Below are 21,876 nucleotides of genomic sequence, written 5' to 3' on the forward strand. Positions count from 1 at the left end.
ATGGCGGAACCGGACGCGTGTACGGCCTACGGCGCGACCGATGTGGGCGGTGCGGGCTGTGGACGACAGTCGGGACTAGGGTGTGGGCATGACTGTCGCCGACTCCTCCTCTGTCATCTCGCTCCCTGACCGGGCGGCCCCCGACCTCCACGAGAGCTCGTTCGTGGCATCCGGTGCACGCATCATCGGCGCGGTGACCCTCGCCGAGCAGTCGAGCGTCTGGTATAACGCGGTGCTTCGCGGAGACTCGGATTCGATCACGCTCGGCGCGCGCAGCAACATTCAGGACGGTGTGGCCGTGCATGTGGATGCGGGCTCGCCCGTCGTGATCGGCAGCGACGTGTCTGTCGGGCACAACGCCGTCGTGCACGGCTGCACGATCGGCGACACGGTTCTCGTCGGCATGGGCGCGGTCGTGCTGAGCGGCGCCGTGATCGGTGACGAGTGCCTCATCGCAGGGGGCGCCGTCGTGCTCGGCGGCATGGAAGTTCCGCCTCGGTCGCTCGTGGCGGGCGTTCCCGCGAAGGTGCGCCGCTCGCTCAGCGATGACGAAGTGGCCTCGATCCGCGCCAACGCCGCGCACTACGTCGGCAACGCGGACCTCCACGCGGGTCGCTGACCGCTTTCAGGATCGGTTCCTGCCGCGTCGACGACGGGCCGCCATCGCGGAACCAAGGCATACGGCACACGCAGCCATGAGCAGTGTTCCGGGGCCGAAACGACCGATGGCCAGAAAAACGCCGGCGACGACGAAGAGCACAACGCCCGCGACGGACCAGATCTGTTCGAGGCGAGGCAGTTTCATCGAGGGGATGACGGGAATCGAACCCGCACCATCAGTTTGGAAGACTGAGGCTCTACCATTGAGCTACATCCCCGTTGCGCGCAACAGGCACTGGAACATCGTAGTACACGTTTCGGGCTCGCGCGTGCACGGCGCGGTGGCTGAGCCGCGAGCGCATGCCGGTCGGGTTACCCCTGTAGAGTAGGATGCTTGAGGTCAATTCGCCTGCACATGCCTTGGTGAAAGTCCACTTCCGGTTCGTTTGCGCCGGGGCGTAGCTCAGCTTGGTAGAGCGCCCGCTTTGGGAGCGGGAGGTCGCAGGTTCGAATCCTGTCGCCCCGACCACGTACGTCCTCATTCGAGGAAAGAATCCAAATCACAGGAGAACGCATCATCGTGAAGACCACGGTCGAAAAGCTCAACCCGACGCGGGTGAAGCTCATCATCTCGGTTACCCCCGAGGAGCTCAAGCCGAGCATCACCCACGCCTACGGGCACATCGCCGAGCAGATCGCGGTGCCGGGATTCCGCAAGGGCAAGGTGCCGCCGGCGATTATCGACCAGCGAGTCGGCAAGGGCGCGGTCATCGAGCACGCCGTGAACGAAGGACTCGACGGCTTCTACCGTCAGGCCGTCGCCGAGAACGAGCTGCACACCCTCGGCCGCCCGGAGGCCGACATCACGGAGTGGCCGAGCGACAAGGACTTCTCGGGCGACCTCGTGGTCGCCATCGAGGTCGACGTTCGCCCCGACTTCGAGATTCCCGCCTACGAGGGTCTCACCGTCGAGGTCGATCCGGCAGAGGTCACCGACGAGGACATCGACAAGGCGCTTGACGACCTCCGCACGCGCTTCGGCACGCTCGTCTCTGTCGATCGTCCCGCCAAGAAGGGCGACTTCGTGCAGATCGACCTCATCGCCACGATCGGCGACGAAGAGGTCGACAACGCGAGCGGCGTGTCCTACGAAGTCGGATCGGGCGAGCTCATCGAGGGCATCGACGAAGCTGTCGAGTCGCTGACCGCGGGCGAGAGCACGACCTTCTCGGCTCCGCTGCTCGGCGGCGAGCACCAGGGCGAGGACGCGGAGATCGCCGTCACGGTCACCGCCGTCAAGGAGCGCGAGCTGCCCGAGGCGAACGACGACTTCGCTCAGATCGCCAGCGAGTTCGACACGATCGGCGAGCTCCGTGAGAGCCTCGTCGAGCAGGTCAAGAGCCAGAAGGCGTTCGGGCAGGGCTCCGAGGCGCGCACCAAGCTCATCGACATGCTCATCGAGAAGGCCGACATCCCCGTGTCGGAGAACCTCATCGAGGCCGAGGTGCACCGTCACCTCGAGAGCGAGGGCCGTCTCGAAGACGACGAGCACCGCGCCGAGGTCGCCGAGTCGAGCGAGAAGACGTTCCGCACGCAGCTGCTCCTCGACGCCATCGTCGAGAAGGAGAACGTGCAGGTCGCCCAGGAAGAGCTCACGCAGTACCTGATCCAGGGCGCCGCGCAGTACGGCATGGAGCCCGGCGAGTTCATCAAGGTTCTCGACGAGAACGGCCAGATTCCGCAGATGGTCGGCGAGGTCGCGCGCAACAAGGCGATCGCGGTCGTGCTCGGCAAGGCCGACGTCGTGGACACCAACGGCGAGAAGGTCGACCTCACCGGATTCATCCCGAGCGAGGATGAGCCCGAGGACGAGGCGCCTGCCGAGTCCGAGGCCGCACCCGAGACGGACGCGCAGGACGAGGCTGAGGCGAAGGACGCCAAGTAGTCCTCCCAGACACGCGAAGAGACCGGATGCCGCTCGGCATCCGGTCTCTTGTCTTCCGGCCGCGCACGGCGGGCGTGATCTGCCCACGGCGAACACGGTCTTTCGGACGTGCGGCCTCCACTAGATTCGTAGGGTAGCGATAACGGAATGGAGCGCGACATGGCAGAGCCCCTTGTGGCCCAGAGTGTTTTTGACCAGCTTCTGAGGGACCGAATCATCTGGTTGGGCTCAGAGGTGCGCGACGAGAACGCGAACGAGATCTGCGCGAAGATCCTCCTGCTCGCGGCGGAGGACTCCAAGCGCGACATCTACCTGTACATCAACTCGCCCGGCGGCTCGATCACGGCCGGCATGGCGATCTACGACACGATGCAGTTCGTGCCGAACGACATCGTCACCGTCGGCATCGGCATGGCCGCCTCCATGGGTCAGCTGCTGCTCACGAGCGGGACGAAGGGCAAGCGGTACATCACGCCGAACGCGCGCGTTCTGCTGCACCAGCCCCACGGCGGCTTCGGCGGAACCGCGAGCGACATCCAGACGCAGGCGCAGCTCATCCTCGACATGAAGCGCCGACTCGCCGAGATCACGGCGGCGCAGACGGGCAAGTCGGTCGAGCAGATCAACCTCGACGGAGACCGCGACCGCTGGTTCACCGCGCAGGAGGCGCTCGAGTACGGCTTCGTCGACCACATTCGCGAGTCGGCGACCGACGTCGCGGGCGGCGGCGGAACCGACAAGGAATCGAAGTAGGCAGAAGAGGACGACAACAATGCAGACTCCCACTTTTGAAGCGGCAGGACGTTCCCTGCAGATGCCGAACTCTCGCTACATCCTGCCGAGCTTCGAAGAGCGCACGGCGTACGGATACAAGCGGCAGGACCCGTATGCGAAGCTCTTCGAGGACCGCATCATCTTCCTCGGCGTCCAGGTCGACGACGCGTCGGCGGACGACATCATGGCTCAGCTGCTCGTGCTCGAGAGCATGGACCCCGACCGCGACATCGTGATGTACATCAACTCGCCTGGCGGCTCGTTCACGGCCATGACGGCGATCTACGACACGATGCAGTACATTCGTCCGCACATCCAGACCGTCGTTCTCGGCCAGGCGGCGTCGGCCGCCGCCGTGATCACCGCGGCCGGCACCCCGGGCAAGCGGCTCGCACTGCCGAACGCGCGCATTCTGATCCACCAGCCCGCCGTCGGCCAGGCCGGCCAGGGACAGGCGTCGGACATCGAGATCCAGGCGGCCGAGATCATGCGCATGCGCACGTGGCTCGAGGAGACGCTCTCGCAGCACTCGAAGCACTCGGTCGAGGAAGTGCACAAGGACATCGACCGCGACAAGATCCTCTCGGCGCAGGAAGCGCTCGAGTACGGTCTCATCGACCAGGTCCTGACGAGCCGCAAGAACGCTCCCGCGCTCGTCAAGTAGCGCGCTTGTCGAGAGGGCGGCAGGATCATTCGGTCCTGCCGCCCTCACGCAATTCGACACACTCGCGAACGGTTCGCACGTGATGTCGGAGCTACGGGTTAGGCTCAATACATGCAATGCACCAGGGGGAAGGAGCCCCGCCATGGCTCGAATCGGTGAGAGTGCCGACCTGCTCAAGTGTTCGTTCTGCGGAAAGAGCCAGAAGCAGGTTCAGCAGCTGATCGCCGGACCCGGCGTGTACATCTGTGATGAGTGCGTCGAGCTCTGCAACGAGATCATCGAGGAGCGCCTCGCGGAGGCGGGCGAAGGCACGACGGGCGATTTCGATCTGCCCAAGCCGAAGGAGATCTTCGACTTCCTCGAGGAGTACGTGATCGGTCAGGAGCCGGCCAAGCGGGCGCTGAGCGTGGCGGTGTACAACCACTACAAGCGCGTGCGCGCGCGGTCAGCGCTCACGAGCGCGGAGAACCGGCAGGACGACGTCGAGATCGCGAAGAGCAACATCCTGCTCGTCGGACCGACCGGCTGCGGCAAAACCTACCTCGCGCAGACGCTCGCGAAGCGCCTCAATGTTCCGTTCGCCGTGGCGGACGCGACCGCGCTGACCGAGGCCGGGTACGTCGGCGAAGACGTCGAGAACATTCTGCTCAAGCTGCTCCAGGCCGCCGACTACGACGTCAAGCGTGCAGAGACGGGCATCATCTACATCGACGAGATCGACAAGATCGCGCGCAAGGCGGAGAACCCCTCGATCACCCGAGACGTCTCGGGAGAGGGCGTCCAGCAGGCGCTCCTCAAGATTCTCGAGGGAACCGTCGCCTCGGTTCCGCCGCAGGGCGGGCGCAAGCACCCGCACCAGGAGTTCATCCAGATCGACACGACGAACGTGCTGTTCATCGTCGCGGGAGCGTTCGCGGGACTCGAGGAGATCGTGTCGGCGCGCGCCGGAAAGCGCGGCATCGGCTTCGGTGCGCCGCTGCACTCCAAGGGCGACGACATCAACCTGTTCAGCGAAGTCCTTCCCGAGGACCTGCACAAGTTCGGTCTGATTCCCGAGTTCATCGGCCGCCTGCCGGTTCTCACGACCGTCACGCCGCTCGACCAGCACGCGCTCATCGACATCCTCACGGAGCCGCGCAACGCTCTCGTACGCCAGTACCAGCGCATGTTCGAGATCGACGACGTCGAGCTCGAGTTCGAGCGCGATGCGCTCGAGGCCATCGCCGACCTCGCCGTCGAGCGAAAGACCGGTGCCCGGGGGCTCCGCGCGATCATGGAAGACGTTCTCGGTCCGATCATGTTCGAGGTGCCCTCCACCGACGAGGTAGCACGGGTGATCGTCACGCGCGAGGCCGTCGTCGACGGAGTCGCTCCGACGATCGTGCGCCACTCCGACCGGCGCCAGGAGAAGTCAGCCTAGGCCGCCGCGAGCGAACGACGCCGCCCGTTCCCCTGCGGGGCGCGGGCGGCGTCGTTCGCTGTCAGGAGTCGAGATTGCGGCGCTTCAGCAGCGGCTCGATAGCGGCGTCGCGACCGCGGAAGCCGCGGTACGCCGCGAGCGGGTCGGTGCTTCCGCCGACGCCGAGCAGTCGCGAGCGAAAACGATCGCCGTTCTCACGCGTGAGCCCGCCGTTCTCGTGGAACCACTCCACGGTGTCAGCGTCGAGCACTTCGCTCCAGATGTAGGAGTAGTAGCCCGCATCGTAGCCGCCGGAGAAGACGTGGGCGAAGTACGTGCTCGAATAGCGCGGCGGCACCGCCGGCAGGTTAAGGCCCGCCGCCGCGAGGGCGTCTCGCTCGAACCCCGCGACGTCGCCCACCTCGTCGTCGGCGCCGATGCGGTGCCACGCCTGATCGAGAGTCGCGGCCGCGAGGTACTCGCTCGTCGCGAAGCCCTCGGCGTATCCGGTCGACGCGTTGAGCGCGTCGACGAGCTCTTGCGGCATCCGTTCGCCGGTCTCGTAGTGGACGGCGTAGTTGTCGAGAACCTCGGGCCACAGCATCCACATCTCGTTGACCTGGCTCGGGAACTCGACGAAGTCCCGGAACACGTTCGTTCCCGAGAACTTCGGGTATGTGACCCGGGCGAGCAGTCCATGCAGGGCATGGCCGAACTCGTGGAAGAGCGTGTTCACTTCGTCGTAGCTCAGCAGGGTGGGGGAGCCGGCGGGCGGCTTGGGCACGTTGAGGTTGTTCACGACCACGGCGGGATCGTCGAAGAGGGCGTTCTGCTCGACGAGGGGATTCATCCAGGCGCCGCCGCGTTTCGAATCACGCGTGTACAGGTCGAGGATGTACAGCCCGACGGGGGATCCGTCGTCCTCCGTGACCTCGAACACGCGAGCGTCAGGGTGGTATGCGACCAGATCAGGACGCTCGGTGAATCGGATGCCGTACAGCCGCGTCGCGGCGAAGAATACGCCGTCGCGCAGAACCCGATCCGCTTCGAAGTACGGCTTCATCGCCGCTGTGTCGACGCTGAACTGCTTCGCCCGCTGCCGCTCTTCGTAGTACGGCCAGTCCGCGGCGGAGAAGGAGACGCCGTCCGCGCGCGCAGCGTCCTCGAGGACGGACTGCTCCGCCGCGGCGTTGCGCGTCGCGGGCGCCGAGAGCCGAGAGAGCATCGATGAGACGGCATCCGGGGTCTTCGCCGTCTGGTCGGCCAGCACGGCGGCCGCGTGGCTGTCGAAGCCGAGCAGCCGGGCGCGTTCGGCGCGCAAGCGCGCGATCTCGAGAACGAGAGCGCGATTGTCGGTGTCGCCCGGGCGCGAGCCGCGAATTCGGGATGCGGCCATGAGGCGCTCCCTGACCTCGGGGCGGGCAAGGCTCTTCAGCAGCGGCTGGCTCGTGGGAAGCACGAGCGAGAGCACGAATCCCTCGGTCAGCCCGCGCATGCGTGCGGCCTCGCGCGCCGCGGCGACCTCCCCCTCGGAGAGCCCCTCGAGGTCGGCGACGTCGTCGATCGTGAGCGCAAGGTCGTTGGTGTCGGCGAGCAGGTTCTTCTCGAAACGGGTCGTCAGCGTCGACAGTCGCGCGTTGAGGTCGCGCAGGCGGCTCTTGTCGTCATCCCCAAGGCCGGCGCCGGCGAGCGTGAACTCCGTGTGATAGCGCTCGACGAGGTACTTCGCTTCGTCATCGAGGCCCGCGTCGTCGCGAATCTCCCACACCGCGGTGATGCGGTGGAAGAGCTTCGCGTCGAGCCGGATCGCATCCTCGTGCGCCGCGAGCATCGGGGCGAGCTCCTCTTCGAGCGCGTTCGTCGCCTCGGAGCTGTCGGACGAGCTCTTGTTGTAGAAGACGAGAGCCACGCGATGCAGGAGACGACCGGCGCGTTCGAGGGCGGCGATCGTGTTCTGGAACGTCGCCGGCTCGGGATCGTCCCGGATCGCGGCGACCTCGGACTCGTGCTCCCGCATGCCGGCGAGAAACGCGGGGCGGTAGTGCTCGTCCGTGATCTCGGCGAACGGCGGCAGGCGATACGGCAGCGTGCTTGGCGTGTCAAAGGGTGTCGAATCCATTGCCCCAGCCTATGACTTCGTCACATCGGACGGCAGGACCGGCGAAGCCCTTAGGCTCGAGACCATGCAGGTAAACGAGCGATACATGCACGGTCACCACGAAAGCGTTCTGCGCACCCACAGCTGGCGAACCGTCGACAATTCGGCCGCGTACCTTGCGCCGCACTTGAAGCCGGGACTGAATGTGCTCGACGTCGGCAGCGGCCCCGGCACCATCACCGTGGACATCGCGGCGCGCGTGGCGCCGGGCAACGTCGTCGGCATCGACATGGAGCCGACGATGGAGACTCAGGCGACGGGGCTCGCCGACTCGCTCGGACGCCGCAACGTGTCCTTTCGCACCGGCTCCGCCTACGCGATCGACGCCGAAGACGACACCTTCGACATCGTTCACGCGCATCAGGTTCTCCAGCACGTCGCCGACCCGGTCGCCGTGCTGCGTGAGATGCGCCGCGTCGTGAAGCCCGGCGGCATCGTCGCTGCGCGCGACGTGATCTACATCGCATCCAGCTGGTTCCCGCTCCTGCCTGGGCTGCAGAAGTGGATGGACACCTATCAAGCCGTGGCGCGCACGAACGGCGGCGACCCGAACGCCGGCCGGCGTCTCAAGACGCTCGCGTTCGAGGCCGGCTTCGCGGACGTCGCGTCGACGGCATCCATCTGGTGCTTCTCCGACGCCGAGGATCGCGACTGGTGGGGGAGTGCATGGTCAGTGCGGGCTCTCGAGTCGAGCTTCGCCACGCAGGCCATCGAGAGTGGCGTCGCCACGCTCGAGGACCTGCGCGAGATCTCGCGCGCCTGGGAGGACTGGGTGCAGGACGAACGGGGCTGGTTCGCGATGCCGCACGGGGAGATCCTCGCGCGCAAGTAGTCGCTGACGGATGACAGATCCGCAAAGAAAGCATTGCAAACAAACACTTGCAAAGGAAGCTTTGCGATCGTAGAGTGGTCCCATGACCGCTCCTGCTGAGGGGGAGGCTCCTCGTCCTCCGGTTCGCACTGACCGATACCTCGATGTCTCGGCCCTCAAGGCGATGTCGCACCCGCTTCGAGTGCGCATCTTCGACATCCTGTCGCAGTACGGGCCGCAGACGGCGTCGAGCCTCGCCGAGCATCTCGGCGAGTCCTCCGGCGCGACGAGCTACCACTTGCGCCAGCTCGCGAAGCACGAGCTCATCCGCGAGGTGGCCGGGCGGGGCAACGCGAGGGAGCGCTGGTGGGAGCGCGTTCCCGGTGGCGTGACGCTCGGCCCGGACGAGCTGGGCGATCCCTCACCCGCCGCGGAGGAATCGTCGATGGCTATCCTCGCGGAGTACAACGTCCTGCGGCAGCAGGAGATCACCCGCTACTTCACGCGGGACATCGTCACGACCGATCGCGATTGGCGCCTGGCAAGCGTCTACTCGACGACCAACCTCACGCTCACCTCCGAGCAGCTTCGGGAGTTCAACGAGCGTTACCACGCACTCGTCGACGAGTTCGTCGAGCGCTTCCGCGACACCCACACCGAGGGCGAGCGACCCGTCATGATGCACTTGACGTCGTTCCCCCTCCCCGAACTCGGGAGCTGAAATGAGCACCCTGACACCCACACTTCACTATCGCCGCTCACACCGCCCGGCGGGCGTCGACTTGCTGATCGTCCGCCTCGGCAGCGCACTCGTCTCCTGGGGGATGCGCCGAGCGGAGCGAACTCCCACCGCGTGCGACATCGCTCGCGAGGGCGCCGCTGAGCGCGGGCGGGACCTCGCCGCGCTCCACCGGCAGGGGCTGCTTCCGCGATGACGCTGGCCTCCCGCCGAGAGGGTCTCGGCCGGCCCTTCGCGCTGCTGTGGCAGTCCAGCCTGGTGAGCAATCTCGCCGACGGCCTCGGCCGCACGGCGGTGCCGCTCATCGCCACGACGCTCACGCGCGACCCTGTGCTGATCGCCGGCATCGGGGCCATCGCCTTCGTGCCATGGCTGCTGTTCGGCATGCCGGCCGGCGTGCTCGTTGACCGCGTCGATCGCCGGAAGGCGATGGCCATCGCGAACGGCCTGCGCGTCGTCATGGCGCTCGTACTCGCCCTCAGCATCACGACGGACACACTCTCGATCTGGCTGCTCTACGGCGTCGTGCTCGTGTTCGGAATGGGAGAGACGGTATATGACACGGCCGCCCTCGCCCTTATGCCCGACACCGTCAAACGCTCCCAGCTCGAGCGCGCGAACGGGCGGCTCAACGCCACGCAGACGGTCGTCGACGGCTTCATCGCCTCGCCCGTGAGCGGACTGCTCTTCGGCGTGGCGATCTCGCTTCCGGTGTGGTCAACACTCGCCGGCTTCGCCGCGGCAGCCGGCCTCATCCTGCTGCTGCCGCGCGCCGTCGGCCGACCGCTCGCCGAACCGGGCGCTGAGGCCCGAGCCGGTTCCGTGCGCCGAGAACTCGTCGACGCGCTGCAGTTCATCCGGCGCCACCGCTACTTGCGCGGCCTCGTCGCCGTCAACTGCGTGACCGGGTTCTTCAATTCACTCGGCCAGGCGGTCATCGTGCTGCTGTACATCGAGCACTTCCGCACACCCGAAGCGGCGATCGGATTCGTCTACGCCGGCGTGTCCGTCGGCGCCGTTCTCGGCTCGCTGAGTGCGGAAGGGATCGTGTCCCGCTTCGGCCGCGGCCGTGCCCTCATCGCGGGCTCGGTGCTCGACGGCATCGGGCTCATCGGGGCGGGCGCGGCCCCCGAAGTGTTCTCGAGCGTCGCGTTCTTCGCGATAGCGGGATTCGGCGTCGCCCTCTGGAACGTGCCGTGGGGCGCCGTGAGGCAGGAGCTCGTGCCCGGTCACATGCTCGGGCGAGCCGTGGGCGCGATCCGCACGATCACGTGGGGCGCGTTCCCGCTCGGCACGCTGGCCGGCGGCTGGCTCGGCCGGGCCGGCCTGACGCTCCCGACGATCATCGGCGGCGCGCTCGTGATTCTCTCGACGCTCGTCGCTGCCCGCCTGCTTCTCGCCACGCCCGCGCGGGTCGTGGATCAGTAATCGTCGTCGTCGGTGTCCTCGTCGCCGCTCTGGCGGACGGTCGCGGTGTCCCGCTGCGCGTCGTACGTGACGAGGGTGCCGTCGTCGAGTTCGACGATGGGCAGTCCTTCAAGCCAGGTGAGGGTCCACGCCCAGCCGGCCGTGGACACCTCATCGGCGACGAGCTCCTCCTCCACGCCGCGGACAGCGTCGACGACGACCTCGGGAAGATTCCGCGGCGGCTGCCCACCGACAGGCCAGCGTGTGCCGAGCTGCATGGCTCCTCCTAGGCGTCCGTCTCGCCGAGCTCGATGTTCACGACGGCGAGCTCCTCGCCTTCGCCGAACTCGAGGTTCGCGATTCTGCCGACGGCCTTCAGATCGGATGCCGCTTGCCGCAGCAACTCGACCTGCTCCGCGGGCCCGACGACGAGCGCGTGGGCGAGCGGCGTCTTCTGCGACGCCTTCGCGTCGGTCTTCGCCCGGCGGATGCCGGTCAGGGCCGCGCTGCTGAGCTCGAGAAGGCGCGCTTCGCCAGCGGCATCCAGGTCCTCGACGCTCGGCCAGCTGCTCGCGTGCACCGAGCCTTCGTTCCACCACGACCACGCCTCTTCGGCGGCGAACGGGACGAACGGGGCGAACAGGCGAAGCAGAACGCTCAGCGCGCTCCGCAGCGCCGCGACGGCCGAACCGCGGCCGGCGCTGTCCGCATCGTACGCGCGCTCCTTCACCAGCTCGAGGTAGTCGTCGCAGAACGTCCAGAAGAACGTCTCGGTCGCTTCCAGCGCGCGAGCGTGATCGTACACCTCGAACGCCGCGGTCGCCTCGGCGACGACGTCACGCAGGGTCGCGAGCATGCTGAGGTCGAGCGGCTCGGTCACCGTGGCGGCATCCGTTCCCTCGAACCCGAGAATGAACTTGGACGCGTTGAGGATCTTGATCGCGAGGCGCCGCCCGATCTTGATCTGCGTCGGATTCTGCGGGTCGAAGGCCGCGTCGGTGCCGAGCCGCGAGGAGGCCGCCCAGTAGCGCACGGCGTCGGAGCCGTGCTTCTCGAGCATGTCGGCGGGGGTGACGACGTTGCCCTTGGACTTCGACATCTTCTTGCGGTCAGGGTCGACGATGAACCCGGAGATCGTCGTGTGCTTCCACGGCTTCTGGTCGTCTTCGAGAACCGAGCGCAGCATTGTCGAGAACAGCCAGGTGCGGATGATGTCCTGACCCTGCGGGCGCACGTCGTACGGGTGCACGAGGGAGAAGAGCTCCGGGTCGCGCTCCCAGCCGCCCGCGATCTGCGGCGTGAGCGACGACGTCGCCCACGTGTCCATGACGTCGACTTCGCCGACGAAGCCGCCGGGAACGCCGCGCTGGCTCTCGTCGTAGCCGGGCGCCGTGTCGCTGGACGGGTCGACGGGAAGCGCATCGATGGCGGGCGCGATGGGGGAGTCGTGGACCGGGTTGCCGTCGGCGTCGAGCGGATACCACAGCGGGATCGGCACGCCGAAGAACCGCTGCCGGGAGACGAGCCAGTCGCCGCTCAGGCCGCCGACCCAGTTCTCGTACCGCACGCGCATGAAGTCGGGGTGCCACTGGAGCTCACGGCCGAGCTCGAGCATGCGGTCGCGCAGCTTCTCGTCGCGGGCGCCGTTCGTGATGTACCACTGGCGAGTGGAGACGATCTCGAGCGGCTTGTCGCCCTTCTCGAAGAACTTCACCGGGTGCGTTATCGACTTCGGCTCGCCGATCAGGTCGCCCGAGGCGGCCAGCAGCTCGACCATCGCCTTCTTCGCGCTGAAGACGGTCTTGCCGGCGAGCTGTTCGTACGCCTCCGTGCCCTGCGCGGACGTGATGGCCGCCGGCGGCTCGGCGATGATGCGACCGTCGAAGCCGATGATTGTGCGGTTGGGGAGGTCGAGTTCCCGCCACCACACGACGTCGGTGACATCGCCGAAGGTGCAGATCATGGCGATGCCGGCGCCCTTGTCCATCTGCGCGAGGTGGTGCGCGAGCACGGGGACCTCGACGCCGAACACGGGCGTCGTCACGGTCGTGCCGAAGTACGGCTGGTAGCGCTCGTCGTCCGGGTGCGCCACGAGCGCGACACACGCGGGGAGCAGCTCGGGACGCGTCGTCTCGATCTCGATCGTGCCGCCGTCGGGCTTGTGGAAGCTGATGCGGTGATAGGCGCCCGGCTGTTCCTTGTCCTCGAGCTCGGCCTGTGCGACCGCCGTGCGGAACGTGATGTCCCACAGCGTCGGCGCCATCGCCTGGTAGGCCTCGCCGCGGGCGAGGCTGTTGAGGAACGCGTGCTGGCTCGTCTTCAGCGATTCGCGTCCGATCGTGCGGTAGCTCTGCGTCCAGTCCACCGAGAGCCCGAGGTCGCGCCAGAGCGCCTCGAACTGCTTCTCGTCCTCGATCGTGAGCCGCTCGCACAGCTCGATGAAGTTCGGCCGGGAGATCGGCTGCTGGTCGGCCGCCTTGATGCTCTTGCCGTCGCCGCCTTCGTGCGGCGGAACGAAATCGGGGTCATACGGCAGCGAGGGATCGCAGCGCACTCCGAAGTAGTTCTGCACCCGGCGCTCGGTCGGCAGGCCGTTGTCGTCCCAGCCCATCGGGTAGAACACGTTCTTGCCCCGCATGCGGTGGAAGCGCGCGACGACGTCGGTGTGCGTGTAGCTGAAGACGTGCCCGATGTGGAGGGAGCCGGATGCCGTCGGCGGCGGGGTGTCGATGGAGTACACGCACGGGCGTCCGCCCTCACTCGCGGCGGCCCGATCGAACCGATAGGTCCCGTCGGCTTCCCAGACGGAGCCCCACTTTCCTTCGAGTCCTTCGAGGGCCGGCTTGTCGGGAACGTTCGTCGTCATGGAGCTACTTTCGATATCGATATGGGCGGCACCGTGTGACCGTGCCTGAATGAGGTCACTCCATCTTAACGTCCCGGCGTTGACGTGCGAGACCGCATCCTCCCTGAATGTCAAGTGGGAGCGCGCGGAGAGCGTGCCCCCTAAAGTGGGGGTAACGACGAATGGCTGGTGATCCACTGTGTCTCAAGTGACGAGCGGACGCACGACCGAAGTGCGGACGGATATTCAGGGGCTGCGCGCCATCGCAGTGAGCCTCGTGGTGGTCTTCCACCTGGCGCCCGCCGTGCTTCCCGGCGGCTACGTCGGAGTCGACGTCTTCTTCGTCATCTCGGGCTTCCTCATCACGGCGCACCTGCTGCGCGAGATGGCGTCGTCCGGTCGGGTGAACCTGCCACGATTCTGGGCGCGTCGTGCGCGCCGCCTGCTCCCCGCGGCCCTTCTCGTGCTCGTGGTGACGGTCGTCGCGGTGTGGGTGCTCGCGCCGACGGGATTCGTGCCGGGCTTCCTCGCTCAAGTCGCCGCGTCGGCGGTGTACGTGCAGAACTGGGCGCTGGCCGACCAGGCGGTGGACTACATGGCCGCCGAAGCGCAGGTCTCGCCCGTGCAGCACTACTGGTCCCTGTCGACCGAGGAGCAGTTCTACATTGTGTGGCCCCTGCTCATGGTCCTTGCGCTCTGGCTCGCCGCGCGCAGCCGGCGCGGCACTCCGCGTCGCGTCGTCGCGGCCATCATGGGCGCCATTCTCGTCGGATCGCTCGCCTGGTCGATCTGGCACACGGCCGTGGATCCGGCCGCCGCCTACTTCGTCACGACGACGCGGGCCTGGGAATTCGCCGCCGGGGGCCTCGTCGCTCTCGTCGCCGCTGCGCGCCCCGGCTGGTTCGCCGCTCTGCCGCCCGGGCTGCGTGCCGGCCTGGCATGGGCGGGGCTCGCGGGCATCGCCGTCGCCGCTGTTCTGTACACGGGCGGCACGCCCTTCCCAGGTTTCACGGCACTTCTGCCGGTTCTCGCGACGGTCGCGGTCATCGTCGCGCACGACCCCGAGCCCGCCTGGTCGCCACGAGGGCTCCTGGCGACCCGTCCCATGCAGTGGCTCGGTGACGTCTCCTACAGCGTCTACTTGTGGCATTTCCCGCTCATCGTGCTCGTGCCCTTCGTGCTGCGCCGCGAACTGACCCCCCTCGACATGCTCTGCATCGTCGCTGCGACGCTTCTTCTCGCCTGGGGGTCCAAGGAGTGGGTCGAGGATCCCATCCGCACCGGAATGACGGCGCACTGGCGCCCTCGTCTCACGTTCGCCGCGACGGCCGCCGCGATGGCGGCTGTCGTCGCCGTGACGTTCGCCGGCGTCGGCGTGGCGGATCAGCAGGTCGCGCAGCAGCAGCACGAGCTCAAGAAGATCGTCGCGAGCGGCGAGCCATGCCTCGGCGCGGCCGCCCTCGAGTCCGGCTCGGGCTGCGATCCGGAATCGAACACGGTCGCGATTCCCGACCCTGCTCTCGTCGACAAGTCACCCGAGCGCTGCATCACGAACACGCGGGACTCGCAGCTCAAGGTGTGCCCGTACGGCGTCGCCGAAGAGGATGCGACGCGCACGATCGCCCTCGTCGGCGACTCGCATGCGGAGCAGTGGCTCAGCGCGATGTCGCTCACCGCCGAGAAGCACGACTGGCGCGTTCTCGTCATCACGAAGGCTTCCTGCCCGTTCATCGGCGTGGACCGGGACGAGCCGAGCAAGTCCGATGCCGAGATGGCGGCGCTCGTCGACACGTGCCGCACGTGGAACACGGAGGCCCTGCGCTACATCGACGAGCATCCCGAGATCGACACGCTCGTCACATCGGCGAAGTCGGCCAACCCCGTCAAGGCCGCGGCAGGCGAGACCTGGCAGCAGACCGCGACAGAGGCGTACAAGGAGCGGTGGGAGCAACTGCCGTCGACGATCGAGAACATCGTCGCCATTCGCGACACACCGCGCATGGACAAGGGCGTGCTGAACTGCGTGACCGTGAGCGGAGCCGACGCCGCCCAGAACTGCGCGGTACCCGTGGACAAGGCCTTCGGCGACGACCCGCTTGCGGATGCTGCCGAGTCGGACGCGGACCCGCGCGTGTCCCTCATCGACATGAGCGACTACTTCATCGTCGATGGCGAATGCCCGCCGGTCATCGGGGGAGTGCTGGCGTTCCGCGACACGCATCACGTGAGCTGGGTGTACTCGTCCACTCTCGCGAAGCCGATCGGAACGAAGATGGCCGAGGTCGTCGGCGACACCGTCGCCGCGTGAGTCAGGTCAGGCCGGGCGTGTCGGCCAGCAGCGCGCGCGTGTAGTCGTGGCCGGGAGCGGCGAGCACGCTCTCGGTGTCGCCGCGTTCCACGATCGCGCCGTCGCGCATCACGAGCACTTCGTCGCTCATGTGCCGGATGACGCCGAGGTCATGGCTGATCAGCAGATACCCGAGCGCGTGCTCGCGTTGCAGCCGGTCGAACAGGTCGAGAATGCGAGCTTGCACCGTCACATCGAGCGCCGAGACGGGCTCGTCGAGCACGAGGATCTCGGGCTCGGCGGCGAGCGCCCGGGCGATCGCGACACGCTGCCGTTGCCCGCCGGACAGCTCGGACGGCATCCGCTCCGCCACGTCCGCCTCGAGCTGCACGTCAGCGAGCAGTTCGTGCACCCTGCGCCGACGTTCAGTCGAACGGATGCCGCCGGGCAGCGCGTCGGCGATGGTGCGCTGCACGCTCCATCGCGGATCGAATGAGCTCGTGGTGTCCTGCTGCACGAGGGAGAGGCGGCGCCGGCTCTCGCGGCGTCGCCGCTCTGGCACGGCCGACCACGGTGCGCCGGCCAGCAGCACGTTCCCCGACGTGGGCGCTTGCAAGGCGAGGATCACTCGAGCGAGCGTCGACTTGCCCGAGCCGGATTCGCCCACGAGACCGACGGTCATCCCTCTTCGGAGCTCGAGCGAGGCGTCCCTCACCGCGTGGATCGGCTCGGCGCCGCGCCGCGGAAAGCTCACGGTGACGGATTCCGCCGTCACCACGACGGGGCCGGGCGCCGCCGAGTCAGCAGCGGGCTGAGCCGGCGCCATGAGCGAGCGGCCCCGCGGCACGGGCCCGGGCACGGCGGCGAGCAGAGCGCGAGTCACGGGGCTCGCCGGGCTCGCGTACACGTCCGCCGTCTGCCCGGTTTCGACGACGCGGCCGGCATCCAGCACGATCACGCGATCCGCGATCTCGCTGACGACGGAGAGATCATGGCTGACGAGAAGGATTCCTGTGCCCTCGTCGCGCAAGCGGCCAAGCAGCGCGAGGATCCGCGCTTGCGTGCTGACGTCGAGCGCGGTCGTCGGCTCATCCGCGATCAGCAGCTCCGGGTCCGCGGCGATAGCGGAAGCGATCAGCGCACGCTGCCGCAGCCCGCCGGAGAGCTCGCCCGGCCGCTGCCGGGCGCGGCTGTCCGGCTCCGGCATCCCGACGAGTTCAAGCAGGTCGCGAACCCGCGTCCGGCGCTCAAGAGCCGTGAGCGAGGTGTGCAGCGCGAGCGCCTCCTCGATCTCCCGGCTGACGGGTCGCAGCGGGTCGAGGGAGGCGAGCGCGTCCTGCAGCACCAGTCCGATGCGGCCACCGCGCACCTTCCGCCAGCCGCGCGCATCTAGAGCCCGCAGGTCGATGTCGCCGAGGCTCATCGCGTCGGCAGCCACCGTCCCGCCGCTCAAGCCGAGGAGGCTGCGCATCGCGACGCTCTTTCCCGACCCAGATTCGCCGACGATCGCGACGCATTCTCCGGCGTCGACGTGAAACGAGACGCCGTTCAGCACGTGCCGCGCGCCGAAGCGGACGCGGAGGCTCTCGACGTTCAGCAGCCGGGTCACACCGCGCCTCCCGTCGATTTCGCCAGGCGTCGGCCGAGCACTGTGAACGAGATCGTCGTCGCGAGGATCAACAGGCCGGGCATGATCGTCATCCACGCAGCGGTCTGCATGTACGTCCGGCCGGCGTTGAGCATGGCGCCCCACTCGGGAGACGGCGGCTGCGTTCCGAGACCGAGGTAGCTGAGAGACGCCGCCCACACGACGGCCTGCCCGATGCCGAGCGTCGCGAGCACGACGAGGGGCGCCGCGGTATTGGGGACGATGGTGCGCCACACGATGCGCGCTGCAGAGTGGCCGAGCACTCGAGCCGCCTCGACATAGCCGGAGGCGCGGATCGCGAGCACTCGTCCCTGGACGATGCGAGCGTACCCGGGCGCCGTGGAGAGCCCGACCGCTATCGTGACGGATACCGGCCCGGGTCCCACGATCACGATCACGAGAAGAGCGAGAAGCAGTCCGGGGAACGCGAACAGCACTTCGATGAGCCGGCCGGTCGCCAGGTGGGCGAAGCGACCGGCCAGTCCGCCGACGAGGCCGAGCGCTCCGCCGAGGACGAGACCGATCGCCGTGGAGGCGACGCCGATCAGGAGTGAGGCACGGGCCCCGAACACCGCTCGGCTGAAGATGTCGCGGCCCGACTCGTCCGTGCCGAACCAGTGGTCGGCGCTCGGCGCCTTGAACGCATCGGCCGGCTGCACGGCGAGCGGGTCGTAGGGGGCGATCGCCGCCGGCGCGACGGCGCACGCGATCAGGAACGCTGCGACGACGCCGGCGACGAGAGCGCCGACGGGAACGCGCGCCGTCAGGACGTGACGGGAGGTGCGCAGCTCGATGTCGGTCATGCGGCGCCCGCCGTCCTCGGGTCGATCACCCGGGTCGCGGCATCGGCGGCGACAGTGATGACGACGTACGCGAGCGCCGTCACGAGAACGACGCCGGTGACCATGGGGACGTCCCTGGCGGTGACGGCGCGCAGCAGGCTGCGGCCGAGGCCCGGGCGCGCGAAGATCGTCTCGACGACGACGGCTCCGCTCACGAGGTACCCGAACGCCCACGCCGTGAGATTCACTCCGGGAACAGCGGCGTGCCGGATCGCGTGTACGAGGCGCACGCGCAGTTCGCTCGATCCCCGCGCTCGGGCGCTCAGCGCGAACGGCGCGTCGAGCGCGTCGAGCAGCGAGTCGCGCATGACCTGCGTGAGAAAGCCTGCCGTCGGCACGGCGAGAGTCACGACCGGCAGAATGAGGCTGGCCGGCTCCGCCGTCGACACGGGCGGGAGCCAGCCGAGGCCCGTGCTGAACGTCGCGATGAGGATCGCGGCGAGCCAGAAGTGCGGCAGGGCGGCGGCGGTCAGCTCGATCGCGTTCCCGACGGCGGCAGGAACGCGACCGCCGCGCGTCGAGTACAGGGACAGCGCGAGCGCGATGAGCCATGCGAGCGCGAGCGAGAGCACCGCGAGAACGAGCGTATTTCCCAGCTGGCCCGCGATGATGGAGCCGACCGGCGCCTTGAGCGAGTAGGAGGTCCCGAGATCGCCGGTTGCGAGCCTGCCGAGCTGCCCCAGGTACTGCAGGAGCAGCGGCCGGTCGAGTCCGTACTCGGCACGCACGGCGGCGAGAGCCTCGGCGGACGCTTGCGAACCGGGCCCGCCCAGTATCGCCTCCGCCGGGTCGCCGGGAATGAGCCGCATCGCGAAGAACACGACCGTCGCGACGGCCCAGAGCACGGCGACGGCTCCGAGAAGGCGCACGATGAGCCATCGCCACGCGCGAGGCGAGGGCGTGGCATTCGTGCGAACGGTCACTTCGTGAAGTGCGCGTCGACGAATGTCGGCGTCGACAGGGTCGGCATGGCGCGCACGCCCGCTACCTTCGGGTTGATGAGGAAGGTGTTCAGCTGGTCGTACAGCGGCACGATGTAGTACCCGTCGAGGACGAGCTTCTGCGCGCGCTCGTACAGCGTGGTCCGCTCCGCGGCATCCTGCGAGGCGGACGCCTGATCGAGAAGGGCGTCGAGCGCGGGAAGCGACACTTGAGCGTGGTTCGCGAAGTAGCCGCTCGGCGCCGGAGTGATGCCGGACGAGTGGTAGAGGATCCGGAGCACGTCGGGCCCGACCTTCGTGTACGGCGCGCTCACGAGGTCGTAGTCGTTCGAGCCGAGCGCGGCGTACCAGCTGGAGAGGTCCATGAGCTCGATCTTCACCTGCATGCCGAGGTCCTTGGCTCCCGCGGCGATCTGATCGAAGAGCGACTGCTCCGCGGGGATCGATTGCGCCGTGCTCACCGGGAACGCGAGGGTGAGGCGCGCCCCGTCCTTCGTGCGATAGCCGTCGGCGTCCCGAGCGTCCCATCCGGCCTCATCGAGCAAGGCGTTCGCGGCCTTCGTGTCCACCGTGAACAGGTCGGGCTCGCTGTAGGCCGCCGGCTCGGCGCTTGAGAGTGGCGAGGTCGAACGCTCCACGGTCCCGAAGAACAACGACTGGATTCCCGCGTCGATGTCGATGCCTCGAGCGAAGGCCTCGCGGACTCGTTCGTCGTTGAAGGGCGACTTGCCGGCGTTCAGCTCGATGCGGTTCGAGGCGCCCGTGCGGGGTGCGTCGAGCACCGTGAACGTCTTCGATTTCTGCGCGGCGGCGAGCACATCCGGCTGCACGTTGTCGATCATGTCGACGTCGCCGCTCTGCAGCGCCGCATATCGGGAGGCCGAGTCGGGGATGAATCGCCATTCGATCCGATCGAACGCGACGGGGCCGTCGTTTACGGCGTCGGCAGGCGGGGAGTTGTAGTCATCGTTGCGCTCGAACGTGATGTGGTCCTGAGCGACCCAATCGGCGACGATGAACGGTCCCGTGCCGATGGGAGCTTTGCAGTTCTCGTCCATTCCGCGGGCGATGCCGTCCGGCGACTCCATGCCTACCCAGCTCTGCGACAGGGATTCGAGCAGAGCGCTGTCGGGTGCTGAGAGGGTGAAACGCACGTGCTCGGCGTCGACGACGTCGATTCCCGCGATCTTCTGCACGGCGAGGTAGCCGGTCGAGGACGCCGTCTCCGGATCCTGCAGATGCTCGATGTTCGTCTTAACCGCTGCCGCGTCGAAGGGGGTGCCGTCGGTGAACGACACGTCATCGCGGAGCGTGAAGTCCCACGTGAGGCCGTCGGCCGACACGGTCCAGTCGGTTGCCAGCCAGGGAATCATCGTGCCTTCGGAGTCGCGGGAGACGAGGGACTCGATCACCTGGCTGCCCGCGAGGGCCTGAGGGTAGTTGCCTCCCACGTGCGGGTCGAGGCAATCGGGCTCCGCGTCGCCGGAGGCGTAGACGAGCGTGCCGCCCGTGACCGCCTCGGTCGTCGCGGAGTCGGCGCCACCCGAGCTGCAGGCGCTGAGTCCGAGGAGAGCGGTGGTGACGATGGCGACGGGGAGCACGAAGCGTGCAGGGTGAGGCATGGGGATAGGGCCTTTCACAGCGAGGAGCACAGTTATTGTATGCAGTGCAGTAATTACCTTATGGCAAGATACACGCGAGGCGGGCGAGGGGAGCGAACCGAAGGTGAGCAGGGTGAGCGCGGGAAGGCCGAGGCGATCGTCGCGTCGCACGCTTGAGGAAGCGGCGGCCGAGCTCTTCCTCGAGCAGACGTACGACGGCACGACGGTCGACGACATCGCAACGCGCGCCGGCGTCAGCCGAAACACGTTCTTCAACTACTTCTCCGCGAAGAGCGACGTGCTCTGGGTCGACTTCGACGAGACGATCGGGGCGCTCCGCGGCATCCTGACCGGGATTCCCCGTCATGACCCGGTAATGGAGGGAGTGGAGGAGGCGCTCGTGCACGTGGCGGCCGACCACCCGAGCGGACGTGTCCCGTGGGCGCTCACGCAGTTCGAGCTCATGGGGACCCTCGACGTGCTCAAGGGCTCGGGGCTGACGCGGTTTCTCGCCGTGAGCGGCACGCTCGAGGCGTTCATCACCGAGCGTGAGAGGCACGCGGATCCGCTCCGCGCGAAGGCCGCTGCTGCGGCCGTCACGGCGGCGGCCGCAGCGGCCGCCGCGCGATGGGCGGCATCCGGCGTCTCCCGGGAACCGCTCGAGAAGTACGTGCGCGTCGCCGTGCACCCCGTGTGCGAAGGCTTCGGGGCCGCATCATGAGAGTTCGTGAACCTGTGAACGCGCGTGAAGTGCTCGTCGGGATCATCATCCCCTGCCTGATCGCCCTCGTCGGCGCGATCATCATGGTCAGCTGGCTGCCGGAGCTGCCGGATCCCGTCGCCGTGCACTGGGGCAGCGGTGACGCCCCCGACGGATTCGGTTCAGCCTGGGGCATGGTCCTCCTTCCCGTGATCTGCGTCGTCGGCTATGCGGTTCTGATGCTGATCATCCTGCTGTTCGCGGGAACCCGAGGGGGCAGCCTGTCGCCGGAGACCAACCGGCGAGTGCTCTTGAGCACGGCGCCGTTCCTCTCGGCGCTCATCACGATCGGAGTCGCGGGCAGTCTCGGCGACCAGCGCGGACTTGCCGACGCGCGACTCGCGCCGGGCGGCGGAATCTGGATGCTCGTCGGCGCAGCCGTAGGCGTCGTGCTCGCCGTCGTCGCCTGGTTCGCGCTCAAGCCCGAACGGGCGTGACCGCAGCAGCGTCGCGCG

The 21,876-nt window shown here is 67.9% G+C and carries 19 protein-coding genes and 2 tRNA genes; 13 read left to right on the top strand and 8 right to left on the bottom strand.

The window, feature by feature from the left end; all coding sequences use genetic code 11:
* Positions 1-88 precede the first annotated feature (88 nt).
* A complete protein-coding gene (locus BLV49_RS13475) occupies positions 89-619 on the top strand; it encodes a gamma carbonic anhydrase family protein (protein ID WP_091187355.1) in 531 nt (176 codons plus the stop codon).
* 188 nt (positions 620-807) lie between these two features.
* Here the strand turns inward: BLV49_RS13475 and BLV49_RS13480 are convergent.
* Positions 808-878: transfer RNA gene (locus BLV49_RS13480), tRNA-Gly, on the bottom strand.
* Between the two features lie 174 nt (positions 879-1,052).
* Between BLV49_RS13480 and BLV49_RS13485 the strand changes: the two genes are divergently transcribed.
* From BLV49_RS13485 to clpX, 5 genes are all read left to right on the top strand, one after another.
* A tRNA-Pro gene (locus BLV49_RS13485) sits at positions 1,053-1,129 on the top strand.
* A gap of 51 nt (positions 1,130-1,180) precedes the next feature.
* A complete protein-coding gene (gene tig / locus BLV49_RS13490; protein WP_143034062.1) occupies positions 1,181-2,545 on the top strand; it encodes a trigger factor in 1,365 nt (454 codons plus the stop codon).
* Between the two features lie 159 nt (positions 2,546-2,704).
* Positions 2,705-3,298, top strand: a complete 594-nt coding sequence (locus BLV49_RS13495) for an ATP-dependent Clp protease proteolytic subunit (RefSeq protein ID WP_091187359.1) — start codon at positions 2,705-2,707, stop codon at positions 3,296-3,298.
* A gap of 19 nt (positions 3,299-3,317) precedes the next feature.
* Positions 3,318-3,983 (top strand): ATP-dependent Clp protease proteolytic subunit, encoded by a 666-nt coding sequence (locus BLV49_RS13500; RefSeq protein ID WP_091185474.1) that lies wholly within the window; start codon positions 3,318-3,320, stop codon positions 3,981-3,983.
* Positions 3,984-4,125: 142 nt separating this feature from the next.
* Positions 4,126-5,403 (top strand): ATP-dependent Clp protease ATP-binding subunit ClpX, encoded by a 1,278-nt coding sequence (gene clpX / locus BLV49_RS13505; RefSeq protein WP_091185478.1) that lies wholly within the window; start codon positions 4,126-4,128, stop codon positions 5,401-5,403.
* A 61-nt stretch (positions 5,404-5,464) separates the two neighbouring features.
* On the opposite strand, the gene BLV49_RS13510 is transcribed toward clpX, so the two are convergent.
* On the bottom strand, positions 5,465-7,501 hold the full coding sequence (locus BLV49_RS13510; protein WP_091185483.1) for a M3 family metallopeptidase: 2,037 nt from the start codon (positions 7,499-7,501) through the stop codon (positions 5,465-5,467).
* A 64-nt stretch (positions 7,502-7,565) separates the two neighbouring features.
* Here BLV49_RS13510 and BLV49_RS13515 point away from each other — a divergent pair, with 64 nt between their 5' ends.
* The 4 genes from BLV49_RS13515 to BLV49_RS13530 all read left to right on the top strand — a co-directional run bounded on the left by BLV49_RS13515 (position 7,566) and on the right by BLV49_RS13530 (position 10,518).
* On the top strand, positions 7,566-8,372 hold the full coding sequence (locus tag BLV49_RS13515; protein ID WP_091185486.1) for a class I SAM-dependent methyltransferase: 807 nt from the start codon (positions 7,566-7,568) through the stop codon (positions 8,370-8,372).
* An 82-nt stretch (positions 8,373-8,454) separates the two neighbouring features.
* Positions 8,455-9,072, top strand: coding sequence for a winged helix-turn-helix domain-containing protein (locus BLV49_RS13520; RefSeq protein ID WP_091185490.1), 618 nt, complete (start codon positions 8,455-8,457; stop codon positions 9,070-9,072).
* A 1-nt stretch (position 9,073) separates the two neighbouring features.
* Positions 9,074-9,286 carry a hypothetical protein gene (locus BLV49_RS13525; RefSeq protein WP_091185494.1) on the top strand — a complete coding sequence of 71 codons (213 nt, stop codon included), beginning with the start codon at positions 9,074-9,076 and terminating at the stop codon, positions 9,284-9,286.
* Positions 9,283-10,518: an MFS transporter gene (locus BLV49_RS13530; protein ID WP_091185497.1), complete on the top strand. Its 1,236-nt coding sequence runs from the start codon at positions 9,283-9,285 to the stop codon at positions 10,516-10,518. The genes BLV49_RS13525 and BLV49_RS13530 overlap by 4 nt, the downstream gene beginning before the upstream one ends.
* Here BLV49_RS13530 and BLV49_RS13535 read toward each other — a convergent pair.
* Positions 10,512-10,775, bottom strand: a complete 264-nt coding sequence (locus tag BLV49_RS13535) for a hypothetical protein (protein WP_091185501.1) — start codon at positions 10,773-10,775, stop codon at positions 10,512-10,514. The two genes, BLV49_RS13530 and BLV49_RS13535, sit on opposite strands and share 7 nt — an antisense overlap.
* A gap of 8 nt (positions 10,776-10,783) precedes the next feature.
* Positions 10,784-13,363, bottom strand: coding sequence for a valine--tRNA ligase (valS, locus tag BLV49_RS13540; RefSeq protein ID WP_091185505.1), 2,580 nt, complete (start codon positions 13,361-13,363; stop codon positions 10,784-10,786).
* A gap of 187 nt (positions 13,364-13,550) precedes the next feature.
* On the opposite strand from valS, the gene BLV49_RS13545 reads away from it, so the two are divergent.
* Entirely contained in the window at positions 13,551-15,650 is a 2,100-nt protein-coding gene (locus tag BLV49_RS13545; RefSeq protein ID WP_176980849.1) for an acyltransferase family protein, read from the top strand.
* 1 nt (position 15,651) lies between these two features.
* Here the strand turns inward: BLV49_RS13545 and BLV49_RS13550 are convergent, their stop codons facing one another.
* Genes BLV49_RS13550 through BLV49_RS13565 form a run of 4 tightly spaced genes read right to left on the bottom strand, consistent with a single transcriptional unit; the run spans position 15,652 to position 20,682 of the window.
* Complete coding sequence (locus BLV49_RS13550) at positions 15,652-17,238, bottom strand: dipeptide ABC transporter ATP-binding protein (RefSeq protein WP_245723661.1); 1,587 nt, start codon at positions 17,236-17,238, stop codon at positions 15,652-15,654.
* Positions 17,235-18,080, bottom strand: coding sequence for an ABC transporter permease (locus BLV49_RS13555; protein WP_091185513.1), 846 nt, complete (start codon positions 18,078-18,080; stop codon positions 17,235-17,237). Before BLV49_RS13555 ends, BLV49_RS13550 begins: the two co-directional genes overlap by 4 nt.
* Entirely contained in the window at positions 18,077-19,042 is a 966-nt protein-coding gene (locus tag BLV49_RS13560) for an ABC transporter permease (RefSeq protein ID WP_245723662.1), read from the bottom strand. Before BLV49_RS13560 ends, BLV49_RS13555 begins: the two co-directional genes overlap by 4 nt.
* On the bottom strand, positions 19,039-20,682 hold the full coding sequence (locus BLV49_RS13565) for an ABC transporter substrate-binding protein (RefSeq protein ID WP_091185516.1): 1,644 nt from the start codon (positions 20,680-20,682) through the stop codon (positions 19,039-19,041). Before BLV49_RS13565 ends, BLV49_RS13560 begins: the two co-directional genes overlap by 4 nt.
* Before the next feature lie 112 nt (positions 20,683-20,794).
* On the opposite strand from BLV49_RS13565, the gene BLV49_RS13570 reads away from it, so the two are divergent.
* Both BLV49_RS13570 and BLV49_RS13575 read left to right on the top strand, forming a co-directional pair.
* Positions 20,795-21,382: a TetR family transcriptional regulator gene (locus BLV49_RS13570; protein WP_245723663.1), complete on the top strand. Its 588-nt coding sequence runs from the start codon at positions 20,795-20,797 to the stop codon at positions 21,380-21,382.
* Positions 21,379-21,858 carry a DUF1648 domain-containing protein gene (locus tag BLV49_RS13575; protein WP_176980850.1) on the top strand — a complete coding sequence of 160 codons (480 nt, stop codon included), beginning with the start codon at positions 21,379-21,381 and terminating at the stop codon, positions 21,856-21,858. The genes BLV49_RS13570 and BLV49_RS13575 overlap by 4 nt, the downstream gene beginning before the upstream one ends.
* Positions 21,859-21,876 lie beyond the last annotated feature (18 nt).

The sequence above is a fragment of the Paramicrobacterium humi genome (assembly GCF_900105715.1).
In the GTDB taxonomy this organism is placed as follows: domain Bacteria; phylum Actinomycetota; class Actinomycetes; order Actinomycetales; family Microbacteriaceae; genus Paramicrobacterium; species Paramicrobacterium humi.